The following is a 21,502-nucleotide window of genomic DNA, read 5'->3' as shown; positions in this document are numbered from 1 at the left end:
GTCCCCTAAAAATTGAAAACAACAATAGAAAAAGGTAGATTTTATACAAAGCAAAGCCGCAGTAGCCGTTGGATTATACTTATAGCCGGCGTGTTGGTGCTGGGTGTATTCGGTTTCCTGTATTATCCGTTTGGTTTAGGTGCTAAAATCAAATCTGATGTGCTGGTGCTGGGCCACGCCGGTTCCGGTTTTATGTCGCCGCTAAACCCGTTTAACCCGCTGCCTGCCAATAGCATGTCATCTATCGTGAAGGCCATGGAAGAGCACGGAGCAGATGGGGTAGAGGTGGATGTGCAGCTGAGCCAGGACGGAGTGCCTATACTTTACCATGACGTAGACCTTAGTTCCATGACGGAGCGAAGCGGCTTAATAGAAAATCATAAAGCCGATGATGTGGTAGGGCTGAAGTATAAAGGTGGTTTTTTCTATGATCTGTTTCATGATGAGGAAATTATAACGCTGGAGGCCATGCTGCAACGCTTTGCCTCTTACCCGGAGTTGCCTGTGCTGCAGATAGACCTGCGCAACCACAACCCGGAGCGGCATTTATACTATGCACAAACGCTGCTGGCTATGCTGCAGAAGTATGATTACCCGTTCCAAAAGCTGATGTTCATCTCTCCTAACCCAGAGTTTCTGGAGGCATTCCGGCAGGTAAATCCGCAGGCACCCCTTATGCTCGATACGGGTGGTGACTTTGATGCATCTTTGCATATGGTGCTGGAGCGTAATTTCCAGGGCATCTGTGCCGAAGGTAAAAGCGCCTCTTTTGAGCAGATAAAAAAGGCCAAGGAGCAGGGTGTGTTTGTATCGCTGTTCGGTGGAAAGTCACGATCACGGATAACCAAGATGATCAAGCTGGAGCCGGATGCCATACAGGTGAATAATGTGGCCACTATGCGTGACCTGCTGGATTAAACAACTTAGGCTTTGTTAAAGTAAACGATAAGTACAATTTATTACATTTGCATAAAACTATACAAGATACTATGCTCCGATCTCATACTTGTGGCGAATTGCGCCTCGACAACGTTGGTGAAGAAGTTATTTTAACCGGATGGGTACAGCGCCTGCGCGATAAAGGCGGTATGCTGTGGGTAGATATGCGTGACCGTTACGGCATTACGCAATTAACTTACGAAGAGGGTGTTACACCACAAGGCTTGATAGACCAGGCACGTACGCTTGGCCGTGAGTATGTAATAAGAGTAGTTGGTAAAGTTGTAGAGCGCTATTCTAAAAACGACAAAATTCCTACCGGTGCTATCGAGATCGTAGTGCACAAACTGGAAGTACTTAACCCTGCCAAGTTGCCGCCATTCCTGATCGAGGACGAGACTGACGGAGGCGACGACCTGCGCATGAAATACCGCTACCTGGACCTGCGCCGTACCCCTGTGCGCCGTAACCTGGAAATGCGCCACCGCATGATGCGTGCCACCCGCGATTATCTGGACAATCATTACTTTATAGAGGTAGAAACACCGGTTCTTATTAAATCTACGCCGGAAGGTGCCCGCGATTTTGTGGTACCTAGCCGTATGAACCCTGGTGAGTTCTACGCCCTGCCACAGTCGCCGCAAACGTTTAAGCAGTTACTGATGGTGTCTGGTTTTGATAGGTATTACCAGATCGTGAAGTGTTTCCGCGACGAAGATTTACGCGCCGACCGCCAGCCGGAATTTACACAGATAGACTGCGAAATGTCTTTTGTAAAGCAGGAAGATATCCTGAATACATTCGAAGGCTTTATTGTGCACCTGTTCGATAAGGTAAAAGGCGTAAAACTGGGCAAACTGCCCCGCATGACTTATGCCGATGCCATGAAGTACTACGGTTCTGATAAACCGGATACCCGCTTCGATATGCGTTTTGTAGAGCTGAACCACGTGGTAAAGAACAAAGGCTTTAAAGTGTTTGATGACGCTGAATTGGTAGTTGGTATAAACGCAAAAGGTGCTGCCTACTACACTCGAAAGCAACTTGATGAGCTGACAGATTTTGTAAAGCGTCCTCAGATAGGTGCCACAGGTTTGGTTTATGCCAGAGTTAATGAGGACGGAAGTATAAAATCGTCAGTAGATAAATTCTATTCTCCAGGTGATTTGCAGCAATGGGGCAGCGCTTTCCATGCAGAACGTGGCGACCTTATACTTATACTTGCCGGTGACAAAAACAAAACCCGCAAGGCTCTGAACGAGCTTCGCCTAGAGATGGGGGAGCGCCTTGGCCTGCGCGATAAAAATGTGTTTTCACCGCTTTGGGTTGTTGACTTCCCGTTGCTGGAGTTTGATGAGAATTCTAACCGCTGGCACGCCATGCACCATCCGTTCACGTCACCTAAACCAGAAGATATCGAGTTGATCGATGACCGTCCGGGTGATATCAGGGCGAATGCTTACGATATGGTGATCAATGGTGTAGAAGTTGGCGGCGGCTCGATCCGTATCCATGACCGCAGGCTGCAGGAGCAGATGTTTACCTTGCTGGGCTTTTCCCATGCAGAGGCCGAGGCACAGTTTGGCTTCCTGATGAACGCTTTTGAGTATGGTGCTCCTCCGCACGGTGGTATCGCCTTTGGCTTCGACAGACTTTGCTCGTTGTTTGGTGGTTCCGAGTCAATCCGCGATTACATCGCCTTCCCTAAGAACAACTCTGGCCGTGATGTAATGATCGACGCGCCTTCACCAATTTCGGGAACGCAGCTGGACGAATTACACATAAGAATGAAAAATATTCCGCATCAGTAACAGCGGTTTATCAACATAAAAGCAAAGGCCTGCTTCCAGTTTTGGAGGCAGGCCTTTGCTTTTATCCACACTTTCACACTTATCCACTTAGGCTTTGTTGATAACTGTTGATTCTTACACCTCATTTATACTTTGCCATCGGCTTTAGAAAGTATAAACAGGTAACTTTTGTGGATATGTGGATAAGTTAGGTTGATAAGTATGGTGTGTAACCTCATGGGTCTATTGCACAGTTAGTATACAATATTCGGTACTGCTGAATTTTGTCGATTCATTCTCCTGGCGCAGGTCTTAAGCGTTAGCGTGACTTGCGCCGTGTTACGGAGAGAAGTCTTCAGACTTCCGTGAGCCATACTTTATACTTTCAGATGGCTTCTGTTGCGAACTTTTATATACACTACCCTTTAGCAAGCAAGACGCAAAGTATTGCGTCTCTACATGCACGAACAACGAATAACCATCAACGAAAAACGAAACTACGTCTTTACGATCACGAAAAACGAAGAACTAATAATCAACAACTAACATCCAATAACCAACAACCCATCACTTCTTCGGGTAATCAGAAACATTCAAGCCAAGTATAATATCACGGTTTGCTTTCTGCATACCATTCTGCTGCTGAATATTCACAATTCCATTTCCACCAATGTTGTGCATTTGCTTTTTTACCCTGTCTGTGAGCAGCGGGTCATCCTCAAAATGTATATCATCAATGTAATACTCATTCGGGAACCTTGATTCTTTTACCAGCATGTGTATATGTTGCGGATTGTTGCTGTTAGGGTAGGAGCCAGGTCGAATAGTATAGATGGTATACCTGCTTTGCTTATCTGTTTTTAACCAGCCTCTGATATACCCATGCCGCCTTACTTTAGAATCTAAGTCTGGCTTATCTGCATAGATGCCATTTTCATCTGTTTGCCAGTAGTAAAGTATAACATCTTTGGCTGGTGTCTTTTTATCGGTTTTGTAAACTGTACCGGTTAAGATCAGCTTTTGTGCTCCGCTATTCCAGGCAGCGCTGGTGTCTGTAGCGTTTATACTTTTCGGCATACCAACATACATAAGTTCGCAGGTTTCGCAGCGGCCACCTACTCTGGGCCCATCCTGAGGTAGTGCTTCAGCATCTGTTTGCTGGTTTTGAGCGCTCTGGCCGTTGCAACTTGTAAAGGTTAAGAGTATAGGTAAAGCAATTTTAAAGTATAAACAGGCTCCGTACATCTTATTTAATTTTAGTTGGATGGATATTCTGTGTACTTGCCTGCAGCCCAGTTAGTTTAGAGTAGAAGTATAAAACAGAAGCGGCTGCCTTATTGGGGCAGCCGCTTCTGTTTTACATGTAATTATACTTTATAGGATATCGCTCACTAGTGCAGGAGCTATACCAAGTAGTATGGTTAAAACCGTAATAAAAATCAGAGTGAAAGATGCAAAGCTTCCCACACGTATTTTCTCATAATTGTCTGCTGGCTGCATGTACATGGCAATTACAACTCTGAAGTAGTAGTAGATACCCACAGCTGCAAGTATAACTGCAATGATAACCAGCCACATCAGGCTTGAGTCTTGCAATACAGCAGAGAACACGAAAAACTTCGCAAAGAAACCAGCTGTAAGCGGAATACCAGCCAATGATAGCATCGATACCGTCATAGCGAAAGCCAGCAGTGGATTTGTTCTGCCAAGGCCGTTAAAGGCTTCATACTTTTCAGACCCTTTTTGGTCGGCAACCAGCATCAGTACGCCAAAAGCCGCAATAGAGGCAGTAGCATAAGACAGCGAGTAGAAAAGTATAGACGAAGCAGAGCTTTCGTTAAACGCGATCAGCGACATAAGCAGGTAACCGGCATGCGATATACTGGAGTAAGCCAGCATACGTTTTGCACTGCCTTGCACCACTGCGCCAATGTTACCAACCACCAGTGTAAGTACCGTAATGGCGATCATCGTCGGGAACCAGGCGGCGTAAGATGCTGCGAATGCAGCAGCCATCAATTTAAAGAAAGCAGCCACACCGGCAGTCTTTACTACCGTCGACATAAACGCTGTGAAGAATGTTGGAGCACCTTCGTACACGTCCGGAGTCCAGAAGTGGAATGGAGCAGCTGAGATCTTAAAAGAGATACCGATCACTACTAGTAGCAAGCCAAGTATGAACATGGAGTTCATCACACCGCCTGTTGCGATCTGTGCAGCACCGATCTCTGTAATATTAAACGTACCTGTAGCACCGTAAATCATCACGATGCCGAACAGCAGAATGCCTGTAAAGAAAGCACCCATCAGGAAATACTTCAGAGCTGCCTCATTAGAACGTAAGCTCTTTTTATTGCTTCCAGCCACTACGTACATAGCAATAGACAGGATCTCGATACCCACGAAAAGCATTAACATGTTCTCGTAGCTTACCATCATAATGGCGCCTACCAGCGAGAACAGCAACAGGCTGTAGTATTCTGCCAGGTTTGAGTCTTTTTCGTTTACATAGCGCTGCGAGAATGGAACCAGTAGCAAGGTAGTAAGCACCATGATGCCTGTAAAAGCCACCGCATAATTGTCGATAGTCAGCATGTTGTTGAAGTAGCTTTGGGTGTCGTTCCAGCTAAGCAGGTTAACACCAAACACTACTATTAAAAACAATATCGCCAGAGGCAACAGTATCCTCTTAGACTTCATGAAACCTATAAACAGGTTCGCGATGCCAAATACGGATAGAAGTATAATCGAAGTCATGTCGTATTTCTGATAAACTCGTTATTCTTAATTAAGCTGCTGTTATCGTTTAATGATCGTCAGCAGGTTCATTACAGCTGGCTCCGAAATGCTCAGGAACGTATTCGGGAACAAACCGATCCAGAACACCATGATCACCAGTGGAATCAGTACAGCTTTTTCGTTCAACGTAAGGTCTGTGAAGCTTTCAGTAGCTTCAGATTTTGTGCCGAACATCACACCCTGGAACATGCGCAGCATATATACCGCACCAAGTATAATGGTTAAGCCGGCTACTGCGCCATAAATGTAATTAAACTGGAACACACCAGCCAGCAACAGGAACTCACCCACAAAGCCATTTGTAAGCGGCAGGGCTACAGAGCCTAGCAACAGGATCATGAAGAAAATCGAAAGCCCTTTTGCATTTTGCGTAATACCGCCAAGGCTCGTGATTTCTCTGGTGTTGGTGCGTCTAAAAATGATGTCAATGATAAAGAACAGGCCAACTACGTTGATACCGTGGCTCAGCATCTGGATAACACCACCTTGTAAACCTTGCTCGTTCAGGGTAAAGATACCGGCAGCGATCAGGCCAACGTGAGCAATAGAAGAGTAAGCGATCAAACGCTTGAGGTCGCGCTGGCGAATGGCAATGATTGATCCGTACACTATACCAATAATCGAAAGTATAAGCACCAGGTCAGCCCACTGGCTAACGCCCATCGGTACAACCGGTAGTAACCAACGAATCACGCCGTAAATACCCATTTTCAGCATGATACCAGAAAGCAACATCGTAGCCTGCGTAGGCGACTCTGTATAGGTATCCGGCTGCCAGGTATGGAACGGGAACACCGGCATTTTAATGGCAAAGGCAATAAACAGAAACCAGAAGATCCAGCTCTGCTGCCCGCTATTAAGTGCCAGCTGGTAAAATGCATTAACATTGGAAGTATGGGTACCCGGTGTCTGTAAGTATAAGTATACAAAAGCAGCCAGCATGAAAAGCGAACCGAAAATAGTGTATACAAAGAACTTGAACGTAACTCTGATTCTATTCTCGCCACCCCAAACAGCTGCGATAAAGTATATCGGAATCAGCGCCACTTCCCACATAAAGTAGAATAGGAACGCATCCATGGCCACGAACACACCAATCAAGCCTGTTTGCATGAAAAGTATAAGGGCGTAGAAAACGTTCGGGTTCTTGTAATCGTGTTTGAAAGAAGAAAGCACGATCAACGGAACCAGGAACGTAGTAAGCAGCACCATCAGAAGGCTAATACCATCCATACCAATGCTGAAGCTGATACCTGCGCTCTCTATCCAGGGGAAGTTAAGAGCTAGTTGTGTACCGCCGTTTTCAGTGTTAAATCCAGAGAGAGCGAAAAGTGACAGCGCAAATTCTACAAGCGCTGCTCCAAAAGCCACTTTCTTGGCACCTTGTCCTTTTATTAGCAACACCAACAGTGCAGCTAAGGCAGGCCAGAAAAGTAATATAGCTGTAATCATCTTCTTAGAACCTTATCCGATAAAGAAGTTTAAAAATAGAATCAGAACGATGCTGAACACCATTACCATAATATAAAACCCTATGGCTCCGCTTTGTGCATAGCGCATTGAGCGACCACTCTGCATCACAAACTTGCCAAAGCCATTCACGATACCATCTACCACAAGCACATCCAGGAAGCGGTGGAAAGCAGATGACATCCACATAACCGGACGCACAATAACAGTGTCGTACAGTTCGTCGATGTAGTATTTGTTATAGATCAGGTTATGGATAGGAGAAAGCTTAGAGCCTTCGGCCACAGGAACCGTTTTCTTGCTTACATACATTACATAAGCAATGGTGGCGGCAATTACTGCCACTGCCACTGAAATACCCATTAGCATCCACTCCGTAGCATGATCTATGTGAATTGGTGCAACGGCGGCGGCGTTAGCTACCTGGGCATAGCCATAAATAGGAGCCAGGTAGTTTTGCAGCACGTGCATATTCTCGCCAAACACAGCCGGAATGCCAAGGAAACCACCTATCGTAGAAGGTATAGCCAGCACGATAAGCGGTATTGTCATAGACATTGGTGACTCATGCAGGTGACTTCTCTGTGACTCCGTTCCTCTGAACGTTCCGAAGAAAGTCAGGAATACCAAACGGAACATGTAGAAGGACGTCATGAAAGAGGCTAACATACCTAATCCCCACAGTACTTTATTGTGCTCCCATACGTGCGCCAGCAACTCATCTTTAGAGAAGAAACCGGCAAACGGAGGTATACCGGCAATGGCAAGCGTACCAATCAGGAAGGTGATAAAGGTTATTGGCAGGTATTTGCGCAGGCCACCCATGTTACGGATATCCTGCTCGTTGCTCATGGCGTGGATAACCGAACCGGCACCTAAGAACAGCAGCGCCTTAAAGAAAGCATGCGTAAGTACGTGAAAGATAGACGAAGAAAACGCCATCACACCAAGTGCCAGGAACATGTAACCCAACTGCGAAACAGTAGAGTAGGCCAGCACCTTTTTAATATCATTCTGCGCCAGACCGATAGTGGCAGCTAATACAGCTGTAGCCACACCAATAATAGCGATAATCTCAAGTGAAGTAGGAGCCAGTACGTACAGCACATTCGAACGAAGTACCATGTAAATACCAGCCGTAACCATGGTTGCCGCGTGGATCAGGGCAGAAACAGGGGTAGGACCCGCCATCGCATCCGGTAACCAAGTAAACAACGGAAGCTGAGCACTCTTACCCATAGCACCAACAAACAGCAGCAGGGTAATGGCAATCATAATGTTAGAATCTATACCTCCTGTGTAACGGGCAGCCTCAGCGAAAACCTGCGGATAGCTAACCGAACCGAATGTGATAAAGATCAGGAAGATGCCCAGCAGGAAGCCTAAGTCACCGATTCGGTTCATCACGAAAGCTTTCTTGGCGGCATTGTTATAGTTGGTGTTCTTGTTCCAGAATCCGATCAGCAGGTAAGAGCAAAGACCAACACCTTCCCAACCCACGAACATCATCACGTAGTTAGAGCCCATTACAAGCAGTAACATCGAGAACATGAACAGGTTGATGAAAGAGAAGAACTTACCGAAGTTCTCATCGTGGCTCATGTAACCGGCAGAGTACAGGTGGATAAAGAAACCGATACCTGTTACCATCAGCATCATCAGCAGCGTGAGTTGGTCAATCATGAAAGAGAAACCAATCTGCATATCGCCAGCCGAGATCCAGTTGTAGTAATCCACCATATAAGCGCGGCTGCCATTGGCGGTAAAATCAAGGAAAAGGTAGATAGAGATAAGGAACGACGCCAGTACGGTGCCACACCCGATCATACTTACCAAGCCTTTTGCCAGTTTGCGGTTGCCCAGGCCGTTCAGAATAAAGCCCAACAGGGGCAGTATCGGAACCAGCAGACAAAGTAGTGCCATTCCCTGGTTGTTAAGCGGCATTACAATTTCTTGCATCTGTGTATGTGTTTAAGCTAATTCAGAGTTATTTAGAGGCTGTTACCACTTCAGGTAATTCAGCAATTGCACATCGGTAGAGCGGATGTTGCGGTACGTCATCACGATAATGGCCAGACCAACGCATACTTCTGCTGCTGCCACTGCCATAATAAAGAACACGAAAACCTGTGCGCTGGCATCGCCTCTATAAGAAGCAAGAGCCGTTAAAAGCAGGTTCACAGCGTTAAGCATCAATTCAACGCACATAAAAATTATAATGGCATTGCGGCGGGTTAGCACTCCGATCACGCCGATAGAGAAAAGGGCGGCGCTAAAGAACAAATAATACTCTAACGGAATGGTTCTGATTACCTCAGGTATTTGGTTCATCTTGTATGGGACTGAACGTATTACTGTTAAATTACTGTCCAAAATTGAGTCGCAAAGTTACCCCCATTTTTGTAAAATCCATAACTTATTTCCATACTTCTTCTGGTTATAGCTTTATTGTTTTTGTTCAATTTTACATAGCTACTGGTGCCGGATTTATACTTAGCTAAACTGCTTATAGGCATACATGTTTATACTTTTGCCTGCTGTTTGCGTAGCTTAGTTAAACTATCACTCCTGGTGACTATGCTATATAAATATCTGTTTTGCATTGCTTTTGCGATAACGTTCTTGTCGGCCTGTAAATCTAACGAGCCTGTTACTGCTACAACAGAGCCACCAGCACTATCTCGTATGAAAAGTATAAAATTAGAATCTGCTATACTTAACAAGCATGATATTAAGCAAATACCATCAGCATCTGGTATGGAACATGTGCAAGAGAACTACTATGTTTTAAGCGATGATTCTCCTTTCTTATATCAGTTGAACAACAAGTATGAACTGGTTCAGAAGTATACTCTTTTCGATACCTCAAGCTTTAAGGGCGGACGCATACCTAAGTCTGAAAAGCCTGACTTGGAAGGTATGGCTCATTTTACCTATGGCCGCGACGAAATGCTGCTTTTGCTTGGGTCCGGTGCGAGCCAGTCTAGAAACAAAGGTTACCTGGTTAACCTGTCTGATAAAATGAAAGTACAGGAAGTTGACTTTACCCGCTTTTATACTTTCTTGAAGCAGATTCTTAAAATAGAGCAGGAGGGTATATTAAATTTGGAAGGAATCGCTATAGATAACACTTATGCTTATTTGTTGCAAAGGCCCTCCGGAAGTAATACAAATGTGCTGTTTCGATTTAATGCGGATGATTTTAAAGATTTCCTGATGCGTAACGGCGATCTGCCAGTTGCTGCAGTTTATTACTTTAACCTACCTGCCATCGGTAATAACAATGCTGGTTTTTCTGGTGCTTATATCTTAGGTGATAAATTATTTGTGACAGCCTCTGTGGAAGACACTCCCAATGCCATCGACGACGGGGAAGTGCTGGGTAGCTTTATTGGTGTAATAGATTTATTGGCATTGCCTTATGCCATGAACGCAGCAAACCCACTAGCTGTGCCAAGTACGCAAATATTGAATGCTGATGGAAGTACTTACAAAGTAAAAGCTGAGTCGTTGGTTGTTACTGAAACGCAAAAAGATAAAAAGTATAAAGTGGTTGTCGTAACTGATGATGATCAGGGAAGTTCTGAGTTGATTGAGGTGGAGCTTAAAATGGACCGGTGATTAAGGGGATTTAAATAGATTAGAATGTTTTCCCCCAATACCATTTAAACCACCCCTGCACATTCTTCCATGTCGGCGAAATTCTGCTTTTACTTTAGTTAAAATATAGGTTTCATTGCTATGGACATTCCTCAGACAGGTCGCGACCTGTCCCTACAAAGCAGGAATTATACTCTGTAGCTGCTGCTTAACCTCCCTTCTGCCAAGATCCTTACAGGATGACAAAATAGAGTAGTCTGTTTCAATTGTGATGACATAAGAAAAAGTAAGTAAAAGGTCCCCTCCTTGGACTAGTGAGAACGGGAGTTCGAAACTAGCGAGCACAGCTCTGAGGGGCAGGGGTGGTTGGACCGGGTATTGCAGAAAAATCCCTTTAATACACTTAATCTGTGGTCTTTAATCACCGGTCATAAAAAAAGCGTGCTACATTGCTGCAGCACGCTTTCTATATTTAATAATCGAAACTTCTTATTAGAAGTGCTGTTCTCCGGTTTCTCGCTTACCTAACATCACAGCACCAACCATGGCAACCAGGAACAGCACAGAGGCTAACTCAAAAGGCAGCAGGTATTCTGTGAACAAAACTTTGCCCAGGTTCTCAACCATACCTATCTGAGAGTTGTAAGTTTCCGGATTATAGCCGGCTATTTCTACATCTTTCAAAGCAGCAATCATTACTGTAAAAAGCAATCCTCCGGCTACGGTACCAGCTATCTTGCTCAACGTTGATGTCTTTACGCCCTTTTCAGCGCCTTTGCCCAGGTTCAGGAACATGATCACGAACAGGAACAACACCATGATAGCACCTGCATACACAATGATGTTAACCGCTGCCAGGAATTGCGCATTAAGCAGAATGTAATGGCCGGAGATAGTAAAGAACGTAATGATCAGGAAAAGTACGCTGTGTACCGGGTTCTTTGATATTACTACCATCAGTGCACAAAGCAGCGTAAGCGAAGTCAGGAAATAGAACAGATTCTCTGTCATCGGGTTATTTCGTTTCTGTAGTTTTCAGGGGCTCAACCAAACGGTCTTTGCCGTAAATAAATTCGTCGCGCTCGTAACGTGCCGGCGCAATTTTATCGTCTTGCAGGAAAATAGCCGCTTTCGGGCAGGCCTCTTCGCAAAGTCCGCAGAAAATGCAACGCAGCATGTTTACCTCGTAGGTTACTGCATACTTTTCTTCGCGATACAAATGCTCTTCACCGGCCTTACGCTCACCGGCTGTCATGGTAATAGCCTCGGCAGGACAAGCCACCGCGCATAAACCACAGGCAGTACAACGCTCAGCGCCGTTTTCATCGCGCTTAAGCACGTGCAGGCCACGCCATACATCGCTTCTTTCACGGGTTTGTTCCGGGTATTGTACCGTAGCTTTTTTCCTGAAGAAGTGCTTTAATGTTATTCCAAGACCCTGTGCAATAGCAGGAAGGTATGCCTTTTCAGAAAAAGACATTTCCCTCTTTTGCACTTTCTTGCTTCTATTTGATAGTGGTTTCATCTCTATTTCGATTATGAGTGTTGTTTTGGCTGCTTTATACTTTTAACAGGATACCCGCCAGCAACATTCAAATTTCGGTACTATAGTTTAAAATAAATAGTCTTTCAGCAGAATACCGCCACCTGTTAACAGGATGTTAAGTATTGCAAGCGGAATAAGTATTTGCCAGCCTAGCTTCATCAGTTGATCGTAGCGGAAGCGCGGAAGCGTCCAGCGTACCCACATAAAGAAGAAGATGAACAGGAATATCTTTGCAAACATTACCGCCGTACCGATCAGTGTTACAATGTTATTTGCAGTTATAGCACTTTCAGTTGCATCTACCAACCAGGTTTCTAACTCCAGCATAAATGGGAAGTTGTAAGCGCCAAAGTATAGTGTAGCCATAACAGCTGATGCCACAAAGATGTTGATATACTCTGCAAACAAGTACATGCCTAATTTCATAGAGCCATACTCTGTGTGGTAACCGCCAATAAGCTCGGCCTCAGATTCAGGTAAGTCGAATGGCGTACGGTTCGTTTCGGCAAAGGCACAAATCAGGAAGATCAGGAAGCCAAGCGGCTGGTACCAGATGTTCCAGTTAAATCCGGCCTGCTGTTCGGCAATTACACGCAGCGACAAAGAGCCGCTCAGCATCAGTACTGCGATCAGCGAAAGGCCCATAGCTAGTTCGTAACTAATGTTCTGTGAAGCCGCACGGATTGCACCAAGCAGTGAGAATTTGTTGTTAGATGCCCAACCACCGATCATCAGACCATAAACACCAAGCGATACTACACCAAAGATGTAAAGCACACCAATGTTTACTTCAATAGCCTGTAAGAAGATCTCATGGCCGCCAATGATAAGGGTATCTCCGAATGGGATAACCGCACTCGACATAGCTGCAACCAGCATGGCTATGCCCGGACCAATGATAAACAGCGCTTTGTTTGACTTGGCAGGTATGAAATCTTCTTTAAAGAAAAGTTTACCGGCATCGGCCAATGGCTGCAATAAACCAAGCGGACCTGCACGGTTCGGTCCAACGCGATCCTGGATAAAGGCAGCTATTTTACGCTCAAAGTATGTTGAATAAGTCGCTATCAGCAGGGTGACGCCGAATATCGCCAAAATGTAAATCGCTTTGTAAATTAGGTCTACAGACTCCATGGTTTATTCCTGTGGAAGGTTTTTCTTAGTAGATACTGGCAAGTTAGGTACAATCGGAACGTTAACTACAGGCAACTCATAATGGTTTGCTGAGATAACGGAACCTCTGTCTATGTGACGAGGGCCTTCGATTGTCCAGTCTTTTACCTCTTTCTTATCAAAGCGGCAGGTGTTGCAGATAAACTCCTCTACTTCAGCATACTGATCTTTACGAGCTGTTACTCTCAGAACTTCTTCGCCACGAGTCCAAAGCGTCACTTTACCAGAGCAGGTAGGGCAGTCGCGGTGCGCATCCATTGGCTTTGTAAACCACACACGGTTCTTAAAGCGCCATGTTTTGTCTGTAAGCGCACCTACAGGGCATACATCGATCACGTTACCAGAGAACTCATTGTCTATCACGTTCTCGATGTAAGTACCGATCTCAGCAGCATCGCCTCGTCCCAATACGCCGTGCACACGATTTTCAGAAATCTGATCTGCTGTATACACGCAACGGTAGCACAGGATGCAGCGCGTCATGTGCAGCTGGATGTATGGACCCAGGTCTACTTTATTGAAGGTACGGCGCTCTTCTTCGTAACGGGTTGCGCTCACGCCATGCTCGTAAGACAGGTTCTGCAGGTCGCACTCACCGGCCTGGTCGCACACAGGGCAATCCAGCGGGTGGTTGATGAGCAGCATCTCTACGATACCTTTTCTGGCGTTAAGTACATCTTCGTTAGTTGTATTTTCTACCACCATGCCGTCCTGTACCTGTGTTATACACGAAGCAACCAGCTTTGGCATAGGGCGTGGGTCTTTGGCTGAGCCCTGTGCTACCTTAACAAGGCACACACGGCACTTACCGCCACTGCCTTTAAGTGGCGTATAAAAGCACATGGCAGGTGGCACCACATTGCCACCAATTTTTCTAGCAGCCTGCAGTATGGTAGTTCCTTCTTCTACCTCTACCTCGATGCCGTCGAAAGTTATTTTAACCATCTTTATTATCGTTGTTCGTTTTTCGTTTTTCGTTGATCGCGAAGAACTCAAACGATTTATGCTATACTTTTTAATTCAAACTCCCAATTTGTCATCCTGAAAGGATCTTGTTTGCGAGTTGCGGAAGCTTAACCTCCCTTCGACCTAGTTTCTTCCAGAATGATAGTAATGCCTCTGAAAATCTATTGTCCTTTGTCTTATATCTAATTTAAGCTGTAATCTCAGCAAGCTGACCTCTGTACACTGCACCCGGAGCAGTTGCCTCTTTCGGATGCTTGATGTGCCACTCAAACTCGTCGCGGAAGTGGCGTACGGCACTTGCTACCGGCCATGCAGCTGCATCGCCAAGTGGGCAAATGGTGTTACCCTCGATCTGCTTCGCAACGCTTACCAAAAGATCGATGTCCTGTTGATGTCCGTGACCGTATTCGATGCGGTGCAAGACTTTCTCCATCCAGCCTGTACCTTCACGGCAAGGGCTACACTGGCCACATGACTCATGGTGATAGAAGCGGGCATAGTTCCACGTGTTACGCACGATGCATTGGTCTTCATCGAACACGATAAAGGCACCTGAACCCAGCATAGAGCCGCTCACAAAACCACCGTCTGACAAAGATTCATAAGTCATAAGGCGATCTTCGCCGGCTGCTGTTTTAAGTATAAGGTTGGCTGGCAGAATCGGAACAGAAGAACCTCCCGGCACTACTGCCTTTAGTTGCTTACCTTTCCAGACACCGCCGCAGTACTGGTCAGAGTAGATGAACTCCTCAACCGGAACGCCTAACTCAATCTCGAATACGCCTGGGTTATTGATGTTACCGCTGGCAGAGATCAGTTTTGTACCTGTGCTTCGGCCTATACCAACTTTAGCATACTCTGCACCGGTATTGTTCACTATCCAGGGCACAGAAGCGATAGTTTCCACGTTGTTTACCACAGTAGGAGAGGCATAGAGACCTTTAACTGCCGGGAAAGGAGGCTTATTACGTGGGTTACCACGCTTACCTTCCAGTGACTCTAACAGAGCAGTTTCCTCACCGCAGATATAAGCACCACCACCCGGAGCAACGTGCAGGTCCAGGTCGTAACCTGAGCCAAGTATGTTTTTGCCCAGCAATCCGGCAGCATACGCCTCAGCGATAGCTTTCTCCAGAATGCGAAGCACGAACAACAATTCGCCACGGATATAGATATAAGAAGTATTGGCACCCAGCGCGTAGCTGGAAGTGATCATGCCTTCAACTAAAGCGTGCGGATTTTTCTCCATGAACCAACGGTCCTTGAAAGTGCCCGGCTCCGATTCGTCGGCGTTGCACACCAGGTAACGCGGAACTCCTTCCGGCTTAGCCAGGAAGCTCCATTTCATACCAGTAGGGAAACCGGCACCACCACGACCACGCAGGCCTGATGTTTTTACCTCTTCAACCACTTCATCCGGAGACATCGTTTTCAGGGCTTTCTCTACAGATTTGTAGCCGCCATGCTTACGATATACCTCCAGCGTCTCGATGCCTGGTACGTTAATATGTTCGGTTAATATTTTAATTCCCATTTTAGCAGGATATATAGCTTGGCAGTTGCTTTACCGGCTTCCGCCTGATTATACTTAATTAGTTACTGACAAAGGAATTTTTGACAAAGGACAAAAGAGATAATGTAAGTATAAAGTCTTTTGTCAAGTAGTCTTTTGTCAAGTAGTCTTTTGTCACAAGGTCTAGGAAATTACTTAGCCCAGGTTGGAGTTTCGTGCTCTTTGTTGCGCATCATCTCCAGGAACTGATCCAGCTTTTCTTCTGAATCGATATTCTCGTAGTATAACTCGCGCACCTGCAGCATCGGACCAGAACCGCATGAAGCAAGGCACTCTACTGGCTTCAGGGTAAACATACCGTCCGCTGTTGTTTCGCCTTCTTCAATGTTCAGCTTCTGCTTGATCATGTCGATCATCTGATCGGCTCCACGCAAGCAGCAAGGGCCTGTACGGCATACTTCCAGTACATGCTTGCCAACCGGCTTCAGGTTGAACATAGTATAGAAAGTAGCCACCTCGTATACTTCGATCGGCTTGATGTTCAGTATCTCAGCAACCTTGTCCATTACCTCAGGGCTAACCCAGCCGCCGAACTCCGCCTGCGCAATGTGCAGGATAGGCAGCAGGGCAGACTTTTGGCGTCCTTCCGGGTAGTGGCTGATGTAACGCTGAATTTCGGCCATGGCCGCATCAGAAAACTTTACTTCGTTTATAGTCTCTGCCATTTTTTAATTGTCACTGGCCAGCGGCCAATGTTAAATGGTAATTGATAATTCTAATTAAGCGTCCAGCTCGCCAGCGATTACGTTCAGGCTACTCAGCGTCAGGATCGCGTCAGCCAGCTGGCCGCCTTTGATCATCTCTGTATAAGCCTGGTAGTAAATAAAGCATGGTCTGCGGAAGTGTAGTCTGTATGGCGTACGGCCACCGTCAGAGATCAGGTAAAAACCCAACTCGCCGTTGCCACCCTCTACGCTGTGGTATACCTCGCCAACCGGAGCGTCAATCTCACCCATCACAATTTTAAAGTGATAGATCAGGGCTTCCATGTTGCGGTATACCTCCTGCTTCGGAGGCAGGTAATAATGTGGCGCATCAGCGTGGTAAGAACCTTCAGGTAGGTTTTTGTATGCCTGCTCAATGATCTTCAAGCTTTGCCATACTTCCTCGTTACGCACCAGGAAGCGGTCATATGTATCGCCTTTAGAGCCTACCGGAATTTCAAACTCAAAGTCCTCATAAGAAGAGTATGGGTTCATTACACGCACATCGTAGTCAACACCAGCTGCACGCAGGTTAGGGCCGGTAAAGCCGTAGCTAAGGGCACGCTCTGCAGAAATTGCACCTACATCTGTGGTTCTGTCGATGAAGATACGGTTACGGGTAAGCATTTTCTCAAACTCTGCCCATACTTTCGGGAAGCGCTTCAGGAACTCGTCGATCAGGTGCAATGCCTTTGGCGAAAGGTCACGCTCCATGCCGCCGATACGTCCCATGTTCGTTGTTAAACGGGCACCGCATACTTCTTCGTAAATATCATATATGTGCTCACGCTCCTGCATCACGTACAGGAAGCCGGTAAAGGCACCAGAGTCCACACCCAGGATCGAGTTACAGATCAGGTGATCCGAAATACGGGCTAGTTCCATCATGATCACACGGATGTACTGCGCGCGCTTCGGAATCTCGATGCCTAACAGTTTCTCTACCGTCATATGATACCCCATGTTGTTGATAGGGGATGAGCAGTAGTTCATGCGGTCAGTCAGCGGCGTGATCTGATAAAATGGTCTGCGTTCTGCTATTTTCTCGAAGGCACGGTGAATATAACCGATCGTTGGCACAGCGTCCATGATCTTTTCACCGTCCATCTGAAGGATATTCTGGAAAATACCATGCGTAGCCGGGTGTGTTGGGCCCAGGTTAAGCGTGGTTAATTGTGGCTCTTCTGTCAGGGCAAGTCCGTGGTCTAAACGGAACTGCTCCAGGTCGGTAAGCTCTACTTTCTTATTTTCAGTAGCCATTATATTCTTTTTTGTCGTTTGCTACCATACTTTAAAAGCCAAAGTATAAACAGCATAACCGGCTTATCGTCCGAAAAATGTGTTGATTTTATCTTCCCTTGTCTGGTCTTCCAGCGGATACTGTTTCAGCATCGGGTGGTATTCCATCTCCTCAATGTTCAGGATGCGCGTCAGGTTCGGGTGCCCGGTAAAGATGAAGCCATAAAAATCAAAAGCCTCACGCTCCATCCAGTTGGCTGTGGCGTAAAGGTCTGTCATGGTTGGCATCACCGGGTCCGAAGCAGGCATAAACACCTTAATACGGATGCGGTAATTATGGCGCAGGCTGTGCAGTTGGTACATCATGCACATTTCCTTGTCTTTGTGGTCCGGGAAGTGGATACCGCACATGGTAGTCAGGAAACTGATCTGCAGTTCCTTGTCGTCACGCAGGTATTTGATCAGCTCATGAATCGTTTCGCGGTTGGTGGTAATGGTCATGATGCCATCCGGGTTCAATGCATCCCAGATGTTCTCTTCTCCAAACTCGCTTATGATCTTGCCGAGTACGTTTTCGTTCGTAAGCTCCATTGCTTATTTAATGTTATAAGAGGCTAAAAGCTCCTGGTATTCCGGAGAGTTGCGGCGGCGCAGCGATTCGTTGGCTGCCAGGTCCTGCACACGCATCAAACCATCTAAGATCTGCTCAGGGCGCGGAGGGCAGCCTGGTACATACACGTCTACCGGTATCACACGGTCAATGCCTTGCAATACAGAATAAGAATCAAATATGCCACCTGATGAAGCACATGCTCCAACAGCGATTACCCAGCGTGGCTCCGCCATCTGCTCGTATACTTGCTTTACAACAGGGCCCATTTTCTTGGCGATAGTGCCCATTACCATCAGGATATCGGCCTGGCGTGGCGAAAAGCTTGGACGCTCCGAGCCAAAGCGGGAAATATCGTAATTAGAGCCCATGGTAGCCATGTACTCGATACCACAGCAAGAGGTGGCAAACGGTAAAGGCCAAAGCGAATGCTTACGGGCCAGTCCAATTACTTTCTCAAACGAGGTGGCAAAGAAACCTGCACCAGAAATGCCTTCAGGTGCCTCTACTAAGTTTATATCTTTATTTTCGCTCATTTCAATATGGTTGCTTGTGTCTTAATTTGGTGCAATTGCACCGATAAGAGAAACACAGAAGCCTGGTGAAAAGTTTAGTAGGCTACTCCCATTTAAGGATTCCCTTTTTGATGACGTAGAAGAAGCCTGCAAGAAGCATGCCCATGAACACGAACATCTGCAGGAAGCCATCTAAACCAAACTCACGGAAGTTCACTGCCCACGGGTACATGAAGATGATCTCCACATCAAACAGCACAAAAAGTATAGCTGTCATAAAGTATTTGTAGGAGATAGGCGTACGCGCATCACCCACAGACTCAATACCACTTTCCCAGGCAGCTCCCTTTACATCACTTTTGCGCTTAGGACCTAATAAATGGGTAAGCACAAGTGCAAAAATCACAAACCCGAGTGCAGCCGCAAACTGAATAATTATTGGCAGGTAATCCGACGGTACATACTGATTTACAGTTGGTTCCATAACTACGTAATCGTTTCTACAAATTTGGGAGCAAAATTAGGTATAAATAGCCATTAATCAAAAGGATAACTATAGTGTAAATAGAGGTTAAGTTTGCACTTTTGTGCTGTTACTGAAAAAGTAACAGCAGTTTCCGGTTTGGCCAGTGAGGAGCCAAAAGAAAAAGCCATACTTCAGGCAAGTATGGCTTTCAGGTAAAGGGTTGGGTTATAGTACGGGTGTCTTTATGCGTACAGTTACGGCTACTCTGCTACGTTGGGGCATAGCTTTGTAAGAGAAGTATGGACAAGGTGTTGCTGTTAAGTTTGCCTTGTTTGTAGCGCTAAATCACCTGTAAAGTAAGTCAAAAGGCATGGCATATGGAATACTCCTTTTTGATGATTTTAGTAAAAGAAAATCCCCTGCCAGTGATTAAGCCGGCAGGGGATTTATACTTTAAAACCTGATTAGGTTATTTATTCTCGCCTAAGAACGGGTAACGGTAATCAACCGGTGGGTTAAATGTTTCTTTGATGGAACGAGCCGATACCCAACGCAACAGGTTAAGCATAGAGCCAGCCTTATCGTTAGTACCTGAGGCGCGTGCACCACCAAACGGCTGCTGGCCAACTACGGCGCCTGTCGGCTTATCATTTATGTAGAAGTTGCCAGCCGCCTGGTCCAGTTTTTTGGTTGCGTACTCTACCATGTAACGGTCCTGGCTAAAGATGGCACCTGTCAGCGCGTACGGAGATGTTGAGTTTACAAGCTCTACTGTATCCTCGAAGTTATTCTCATCATACACATAAATGGTGATAACCGGCCCGAAGATCTCTTCGCACATGGTGACATACTGCGGGTTATGCGATAGCAATACCGTTGGTTCTATAAAATAACCCTTAGACTTGTCGTAGTTACCACCAGCGATGATCTCTACTTCGTTGCTTGCCTTGGCATTGTCGATATACTTTGCGATTTTATCAAAAGACTTTTCGTCGATAACAGCATTGATAAAGTTGCTGAAGTCTTCCGGAGCACCCATTTTGAAAGATTTAAGGTCCTCAACCACGTAGCCTTTAACCTCTTCCCAAAGATTGCTAGGGATGTAAGCGCGCGAAGCAGCAGAGCATTTCTGACCCTGGTACTCAAATGCGCCACGCGAGATAGCTACAGCCAGTGCCTTCGCATCAGCAGAACGGTGGGCAAGTATAAAGTCTTTACCGCCGGTTTCGCCAACAATGCGTGGGTATGATTTATACTTGTGGATGTTTGTGCCGATAGTTTTCCAGATGTGCTGGAAAACGCCTGTGCTACCTGTAAAGTGAATACCGGCAAAATCGGAGTGATTGAAGATCACGTCTCCAGCCGTTGGGCCGTCTACATAAACAAGGTTGATAACACCATCAGGTAAACCAGCCTCACGGAACAACTCCATGATCATCTGGGCTGCATAAATTTGAGTATTGGCAGGTTTCCAAACTACTACGTTACCCATCATCGCCACAGAAGATGGCAGGTTACCGGCAATGGCTGTAAAGTTGAATGGCGTAAGCGCAAACACAAAACCTTCCAGAGGACGGTGCTCCATGCGGTTCCAGATGCCCGGCGATGACTCCGGCTGCATGTGATAGATCTCCGTCATGTACTGCACATTAAAGCGCAGGAAGTCGATAAGCTCGCAGGCAGAATCGATCTCGGCCTGATAAGCGTTTTTAGATTGCCCCAGCATAGTGGCAGCATTTAAGCGTGCTCTCCATGGTCCGGCAAGCAACTCGGCTGCCTTTAGGAAGATAGAAGCACGATGCTCCCAGCCCATGGCAGCCCATGCTTCACGCGCAGCTAAAGCAGCATTAATAGCCTGTTCCACGTGTGACGCATCGCCTTCGCTAAAATTACCCAGAATGTGCTTGTGGTCGTGTGGCTGCACTAAAGGCTTCTTGTTATCAGTATATACTTTGTCGCCGCCAATGTACATTGGTACATCGATCCCTTTCGACTTAAGTTCTTTGTAGGTACGCTGTAATTCTTCGCGTTCCGGAGAGCCCGGTGCGTAGGATTTAACAGGTTCATTAATGGGAGTTGGTACTTTAAAAAATCCGGTTGCCATTTGTTTTA

At 46.2% G+C, this 21,502-nt stretch carries 19 protein-coding genes; 3 read left to right on the top strand and 16 right to left on the bottom strand.

Translation table 11 applies throughout. The annotated features are described in order from the left end of the window. The first annotated feature begins 12 nt into the window (after positions 1 to 12). Both K0O23_RS05870 and aspS read left to right on the top strand, forming a co-directional pair. A complete protein-coding gene (locus tag K0O23_RS05870; protein WP_219876457.1) occupies positions 13 to 918 on the top strand; it encodes a glycerophosphodiester phosphodiesterase in 906 nt (301 codons plus the stop codon). 71 nt (positions 919 to 989) lie between these two features. Then, positions 990 to 2,750 carry an aspartate--tRNA ligase gene (gene aspS, locus K0O23_RS05865; RefSeq protein ID WP_219876456.1) on the top strand — a complete coding sequence of 587 codons (1,761 nt, stop codon included), beginning with the start codon at positions 990 to 992 and terminating at the stop codon, positions 2,748 to 2,750. A gap of 546 nt (positions 2,751 to 3,296) precedes the next feature. Here aspS and K0O23_RS05860 read toward each other — a convergent pair. The 5 genes from K0O23_RS05860 to nuoK form a co-directional block, all read right to left on the bottom strand. Further along, positions 3,297 to 3,974 (bottom strand): dioxygenase family protein, encoded by a 678-nt coding sequence (locus K0O23_RS05860; RefSeq protein ID WP_219876455.1) that lies wholly within the window; start codon positions 3,972 to 3,974, stop codon positions 3,297 to 3,299. 129 nt (positions 3,975 to 4,103) lie between these two features. Beyond that, positions 4,104 to 5,486: an NADH-quinone oxidoreductase subunit N gene (locus K0O23_RS05855; protein ID WP_219876454.1), complete on the bottom strand. Its 1,383-nt coding sequence runs from the start codon at positions 5,484 to 5,486 to the stop codon at positions 4,104 to 4,106. A gap of 42 nt (positions 5,487 to 5,528) precedes the next feature. Beyond that, complete coding sequence (locus tag K0O23_RS05850) at positions 5,529 to 6,980, bottom strand: complex I subunit 4 family protein (RefSeq protein WP_219876453.1); 1,452 nt, start codon at positions 6,978 to 6,980, stop codon at positions 5,529 to 5,531. Positions 6,981 to 6,992: 12 nt separating this feature from the next. Then, positions 6,993 to 8,957: an NADH-quinone oxidoreductase subunit L gene (gene nuoL / locus K0O23_RS05845; RefSeq protein WP_246596947.1), complete on the bottom strand. Its 1,965-nt coding sequence runs from the start codon at positions 8,955 to 8,957 to the stop codon at positions 6,993 to 6,995. A 42-nt stretch (positions 8,958 to 8,999) separates the two neighbouring features. Then, positions 9,000 to 9,329 (bottom strand): NADH-quinone oxidoreductase subunit NuoK, encoded by a 330-nt coding sequence (gene nuoK / locus K0O23_RS05840; protein ID WP_219876452.1) that lies wholly within the window; start codon positions 9,327 to 9,329, stop codon positions 9,000 to 9,002. Positions 9,330 to 9,575: 246 nt separating this feature from the next. On the opposite strand from nuoK, the gene K0O23_RS05835 reads away from it, so the two are divergent. Continuing rightward, positions 9,576 to 10,619, top strand: a complete 1,044-nt coding sequence (locus K0O23_RS05835; protein WP_219876451.1) for a DUF6929 family protein — start codon at positions 9,576 to 9,578, stop codon at positions 10,617 to 10,619. Positions 10,620 to 11,090: 471 nt separating this feature from the next. Here the strand turns inward: K0O23_RS05835 and K0O23_RS05830 are convergent, their stop codons facing one another. The 11 genes from K0O23_RS05830 to pruA all read right to left on the bottom strand — a co-directional run bounded on the left by K0O23_RS05830 (position 11,091) and on the right by pruA (position 21,494). Then, positions 11,091 to 11,609: an NADH-quinone oxidoreductase subunit J family protein gene (locus K0O23_RS05830; RefSeq protein ID WP_219876450.1), complete on the bottom strand. Its 519-nt coding sequence runs from the start codon at positions 11,607 to 11,609 to the stop codon at positions 11,091 to 11,093. Positions 11,610 to 11,613: 4 nt separating this feature from the next. Next, positions 11,614 to 12,123, bottom strand: a complete 510-nt coding sequence (locus K0O23_RS05825; protein WP_246596946.1) for a NuoI/complex I 23 kDa subunit family protein — start codon at positions 12,121 to 12,123, stop codon at positions 11,614 to 11,616. An 87-nt stretch (positions 12,124 to 12,210) separates the two neighbouring features. Further along, complete coding sequence (gene nuoH / locus K0O23_RS05820) at positions 12,211 to 13,278, bottom strand: NADH-quinone oxidoreductase subunit NuoH (protein ID WP_219876449.1); 1,068 nt, start codon at positions 13,276 to 13,278, stop codon at positions 12,211 to 12,213. Positions 13,279 to 13,281: 3 nt separating this feature from the next. Continuing rightward, the gene (locus K0O23_RS05815; RefSeq protein WP_219876448.1) at positions 13,282 to 14,262 is read right to left on the bottom strand and encodes a 2Fe-2S iron-sulfur cluster-binding protein; all 981 of its coding nucleotides are present in this window, start codon (positions 14,260 to 14,262) and stop codon (positions 13,282 to 13,284) included. 208 nt (positions 14,263 to 14,470) lie between these two features. After that, positions 14,471 to 15,817, bottom strand: coding sequence for an NADH-quinone oxidoreductase subunit NuoF (gene nuoF, locus K0O23_RS05810; RefSeq protein WP_219876447.1), 1,347 nt, complete (start codon positions 15,815 to 15,817; stop codon positions 14,471 to 14,473). Positions 15,818 to 15,987: 170 nt separating this feature from the next. Further along, the gene (locus tag K0O23_RS05805) at positions 15,988 to 16,521 is read right to left on the bottom strand and encodes an NADH-quinone oxidoreductase subunit NuoE family protein (protein ID WP_219876446.1); all 534 of its coding nucleotides are present in this window, start codon (positions 16,519 to 16,521) and stop codon (positions 15,988 to 15,990) included. A 54-nt stretch (positions 16,522 to 16,575) separates the two neighbouring features. Continuing rightward, the gene (nuoD, locus tag K0O23_RS05800; protein ID WP_219876445.1) at positions 16,576 to 17,820 is read right to left on the bottom strand and encodes an NADH dehydrogenase (quinone) subunit D; all 1,245 of its coding nucleotides are present in this window, start codon (positions 17,818 to 17,820) and stop codon (positions 16,576 to 16,578) included. Positions 17,821 to 17,883: 63 nt separating this feature from the next. Then, positions 17,884 to 18,390, bottom strand: coding sequence for an NADH-quinone oxidoreductase subunit C (locus tag K0O23_RS05795; protein ID WP_219876444.1), 507 nt, complete (start codon positions 18,388 to 18,390; stop codon positions 17,884 to 17,886). A gap of 3 nt (positions 18,391 to 18,393) precedes the next feature. Further along, on the bottom strand, positions 18,394 to 18,945 hold the full coding sequence (locus K0O23_RS05790) for an NADH-quinone oxidoreductase subunit B (RefSeq protein ID WP_219876443.1): 552 nt from the start codon (positions 18,943 to 18,945) through the stop codon (positions 18,394 to 18,396). A gap of 82 nt (positions 18,946 to 19,027) precedes the next feature. Beyond that, positions 19,028 to 19,408 carry an NADH-quinone oxidoreductase subunit A gene (locus K0O23_RS05785; protein ID WP_219876442.1) on the bottom strand — a complete coding sequence of 127 codons (381 nt, stop codon included), beginning with the start codon at positions 19,406 to 19,408 and terminating at the stop codon, positions 19,028 to 19,030. A gap of 451 nt (positions 19,409 to 19,859) precedes the next feature. After that, positions 19,860 to 21,494 carry an L-glutamate gamma-semialdehyde dehydrogenase gene (gene pruA / locus K0O23_RS05780; RefSeq protein ID WP_219876441.1) on the bottom strand — a complete coding sequence of 545 codons (1,635 nt, stop codon included), beginning with the start codon at positions 21,492 to 21,494 and terminating at the stop codon, positions 19,860 to 19,862. Between the last annotated feature and the right edge of the window lie 8 nt (positions 21,495 to 21,502).

It is taken from the genome of Pontibacter aydingkolensis, assembly GCF_019443125.1.
GTDB lineage: Bacteria > Bacteroidota > Bacteroidia > Cytophagales > Hymenobacteraceae > Pontibacter > Pontibacter aydingkolensis.
The sequence above is the reverse complement of the archived record's forward strand: the minus strand, read 5'-3'. Positions and strand labels throughout refer to the sequence as shown.

Bases quoted from the DNA above. Each gene is read 5' to 3' on its own strand.
- nuoL (WP_246596947.1), bottom strand. From the start codon at position 8,957: ATGCAAGAAATTGTAATGCCGCTTAACAACCAGGGAATGGCACTACTT.
- K0O23_RS05790 (WP_219876443.1), bottom strand. From the start codon at position 18,945: ATGAGCGAAAATAAAGATATAAACTTAGTAGAGGCACCTGAAGGCATT.
- aspS (WP_219876456.1), top strand. From the start codon at position 990: ATGCTCCGATCTCATACTTGTGGCGAATTGCGCCTCGACAACGTTGGT.
- K0O23_RS05795 (WP_219876444.1), bottom strand. From the start codon at position 18,390: ATGGAGCTTACGAACGAAAACGTACTCGGCAAGATCATAAGCGAGTTT.
- K0O23_RS05825 (WP_246596946.1), bottom strand. From the start codon at position 12,123: ATGAAACCACTATCAAATAGAAGCAAGAAAGTGCAAAAGAGGGAAATG.
- K0O23_RS05785 (WP_219876442.1), bottom strand. From the start codon at position 19,408: ATGGAACCAACTGTAAATCAGTATGTACCGTCGGATTACCTGCCAATA.
- K0O23_RS05815 (WP_219876448.1), bottom strand. From the start codon at position 14,262: ATGGTTAAAATAACTTTCGACGGCATCGAGGTAGAGGTAGAAGAAGGA.
- nuoK (WP_219876452.1), bottom strand. From the start codon at position 9,329: ATGAACCAAATACCTGAGGTAATCAGAACCATTCCGTTAGAGTATTAT.
- pruA (WP_219876441.1), bottom strand. From the start codon at position 21,494: ATGGCAACCGGATTTTTTAAAGTACCAACTCCCATTAATGAACCTGTT.
- nuoD (WP_219876445.1), bottom strand. From the start codon at position 17,820: ATGGCTACTGAAAATAAGAAAGTAGAGCTTACCGACCTGGAGCAGTTC.
- nuoF (WP_219876447.1), bottom strand. From the start codon at position 15,817: ATGGGAATTAAAATATTAACCGAACATATTAACGTACCAGGCATCGAG.
- K0O23_RS05860 (WP_219876455.1), bottom strand. From the start codon at position 3,974: ATGTACGGAGCCTGTTTATACTTTAAAATTGCTTTACCTATACTCTTA.
- nuoH (WP_219876449.1), bottom strand. From the start codon at position 13,278: ATGGAGTCTGTAGACCTAATTTACAAAGCGATTTACATTTTGGCGATA.
- K0O23_RS05855 (WP_219876454.1), bottom strand. From the start codon at position 5,486: ATGACTTCGATTATACTTCTATCCGTATTTGGCATCGCGAACCTGTTT.
- K0O23_RS05850 (WP_219876453.1), bottom strand. From the start codon at position 6,980: ATGATTACAGCTATATTACTTTTCTGGCCTGCCTTAGCTGCACTGTTG.
- K0O23_RS05830 (WP_219876450.1), bottom strand. From the start codon at position 11,609: ATGACAGAGAATCTGTTCTATTTCCTGACTTCGCTTACGCTGCTTTGT.
- K0O23_RS05835 (WP_219876451.1), top strand. From the start codon at position 9,576: ATGCTATATAAATATCTGTTTTGCATTGCTTTTGCGATAACGTTCTTG.
- K0O23_RS05805 (WP_219876446.1), bottom strand. From the start codon at position 16,521: ATGGCAGAGACTATAAACGAAGTAAAGTTTTCTGATGCGGCCATGGCC.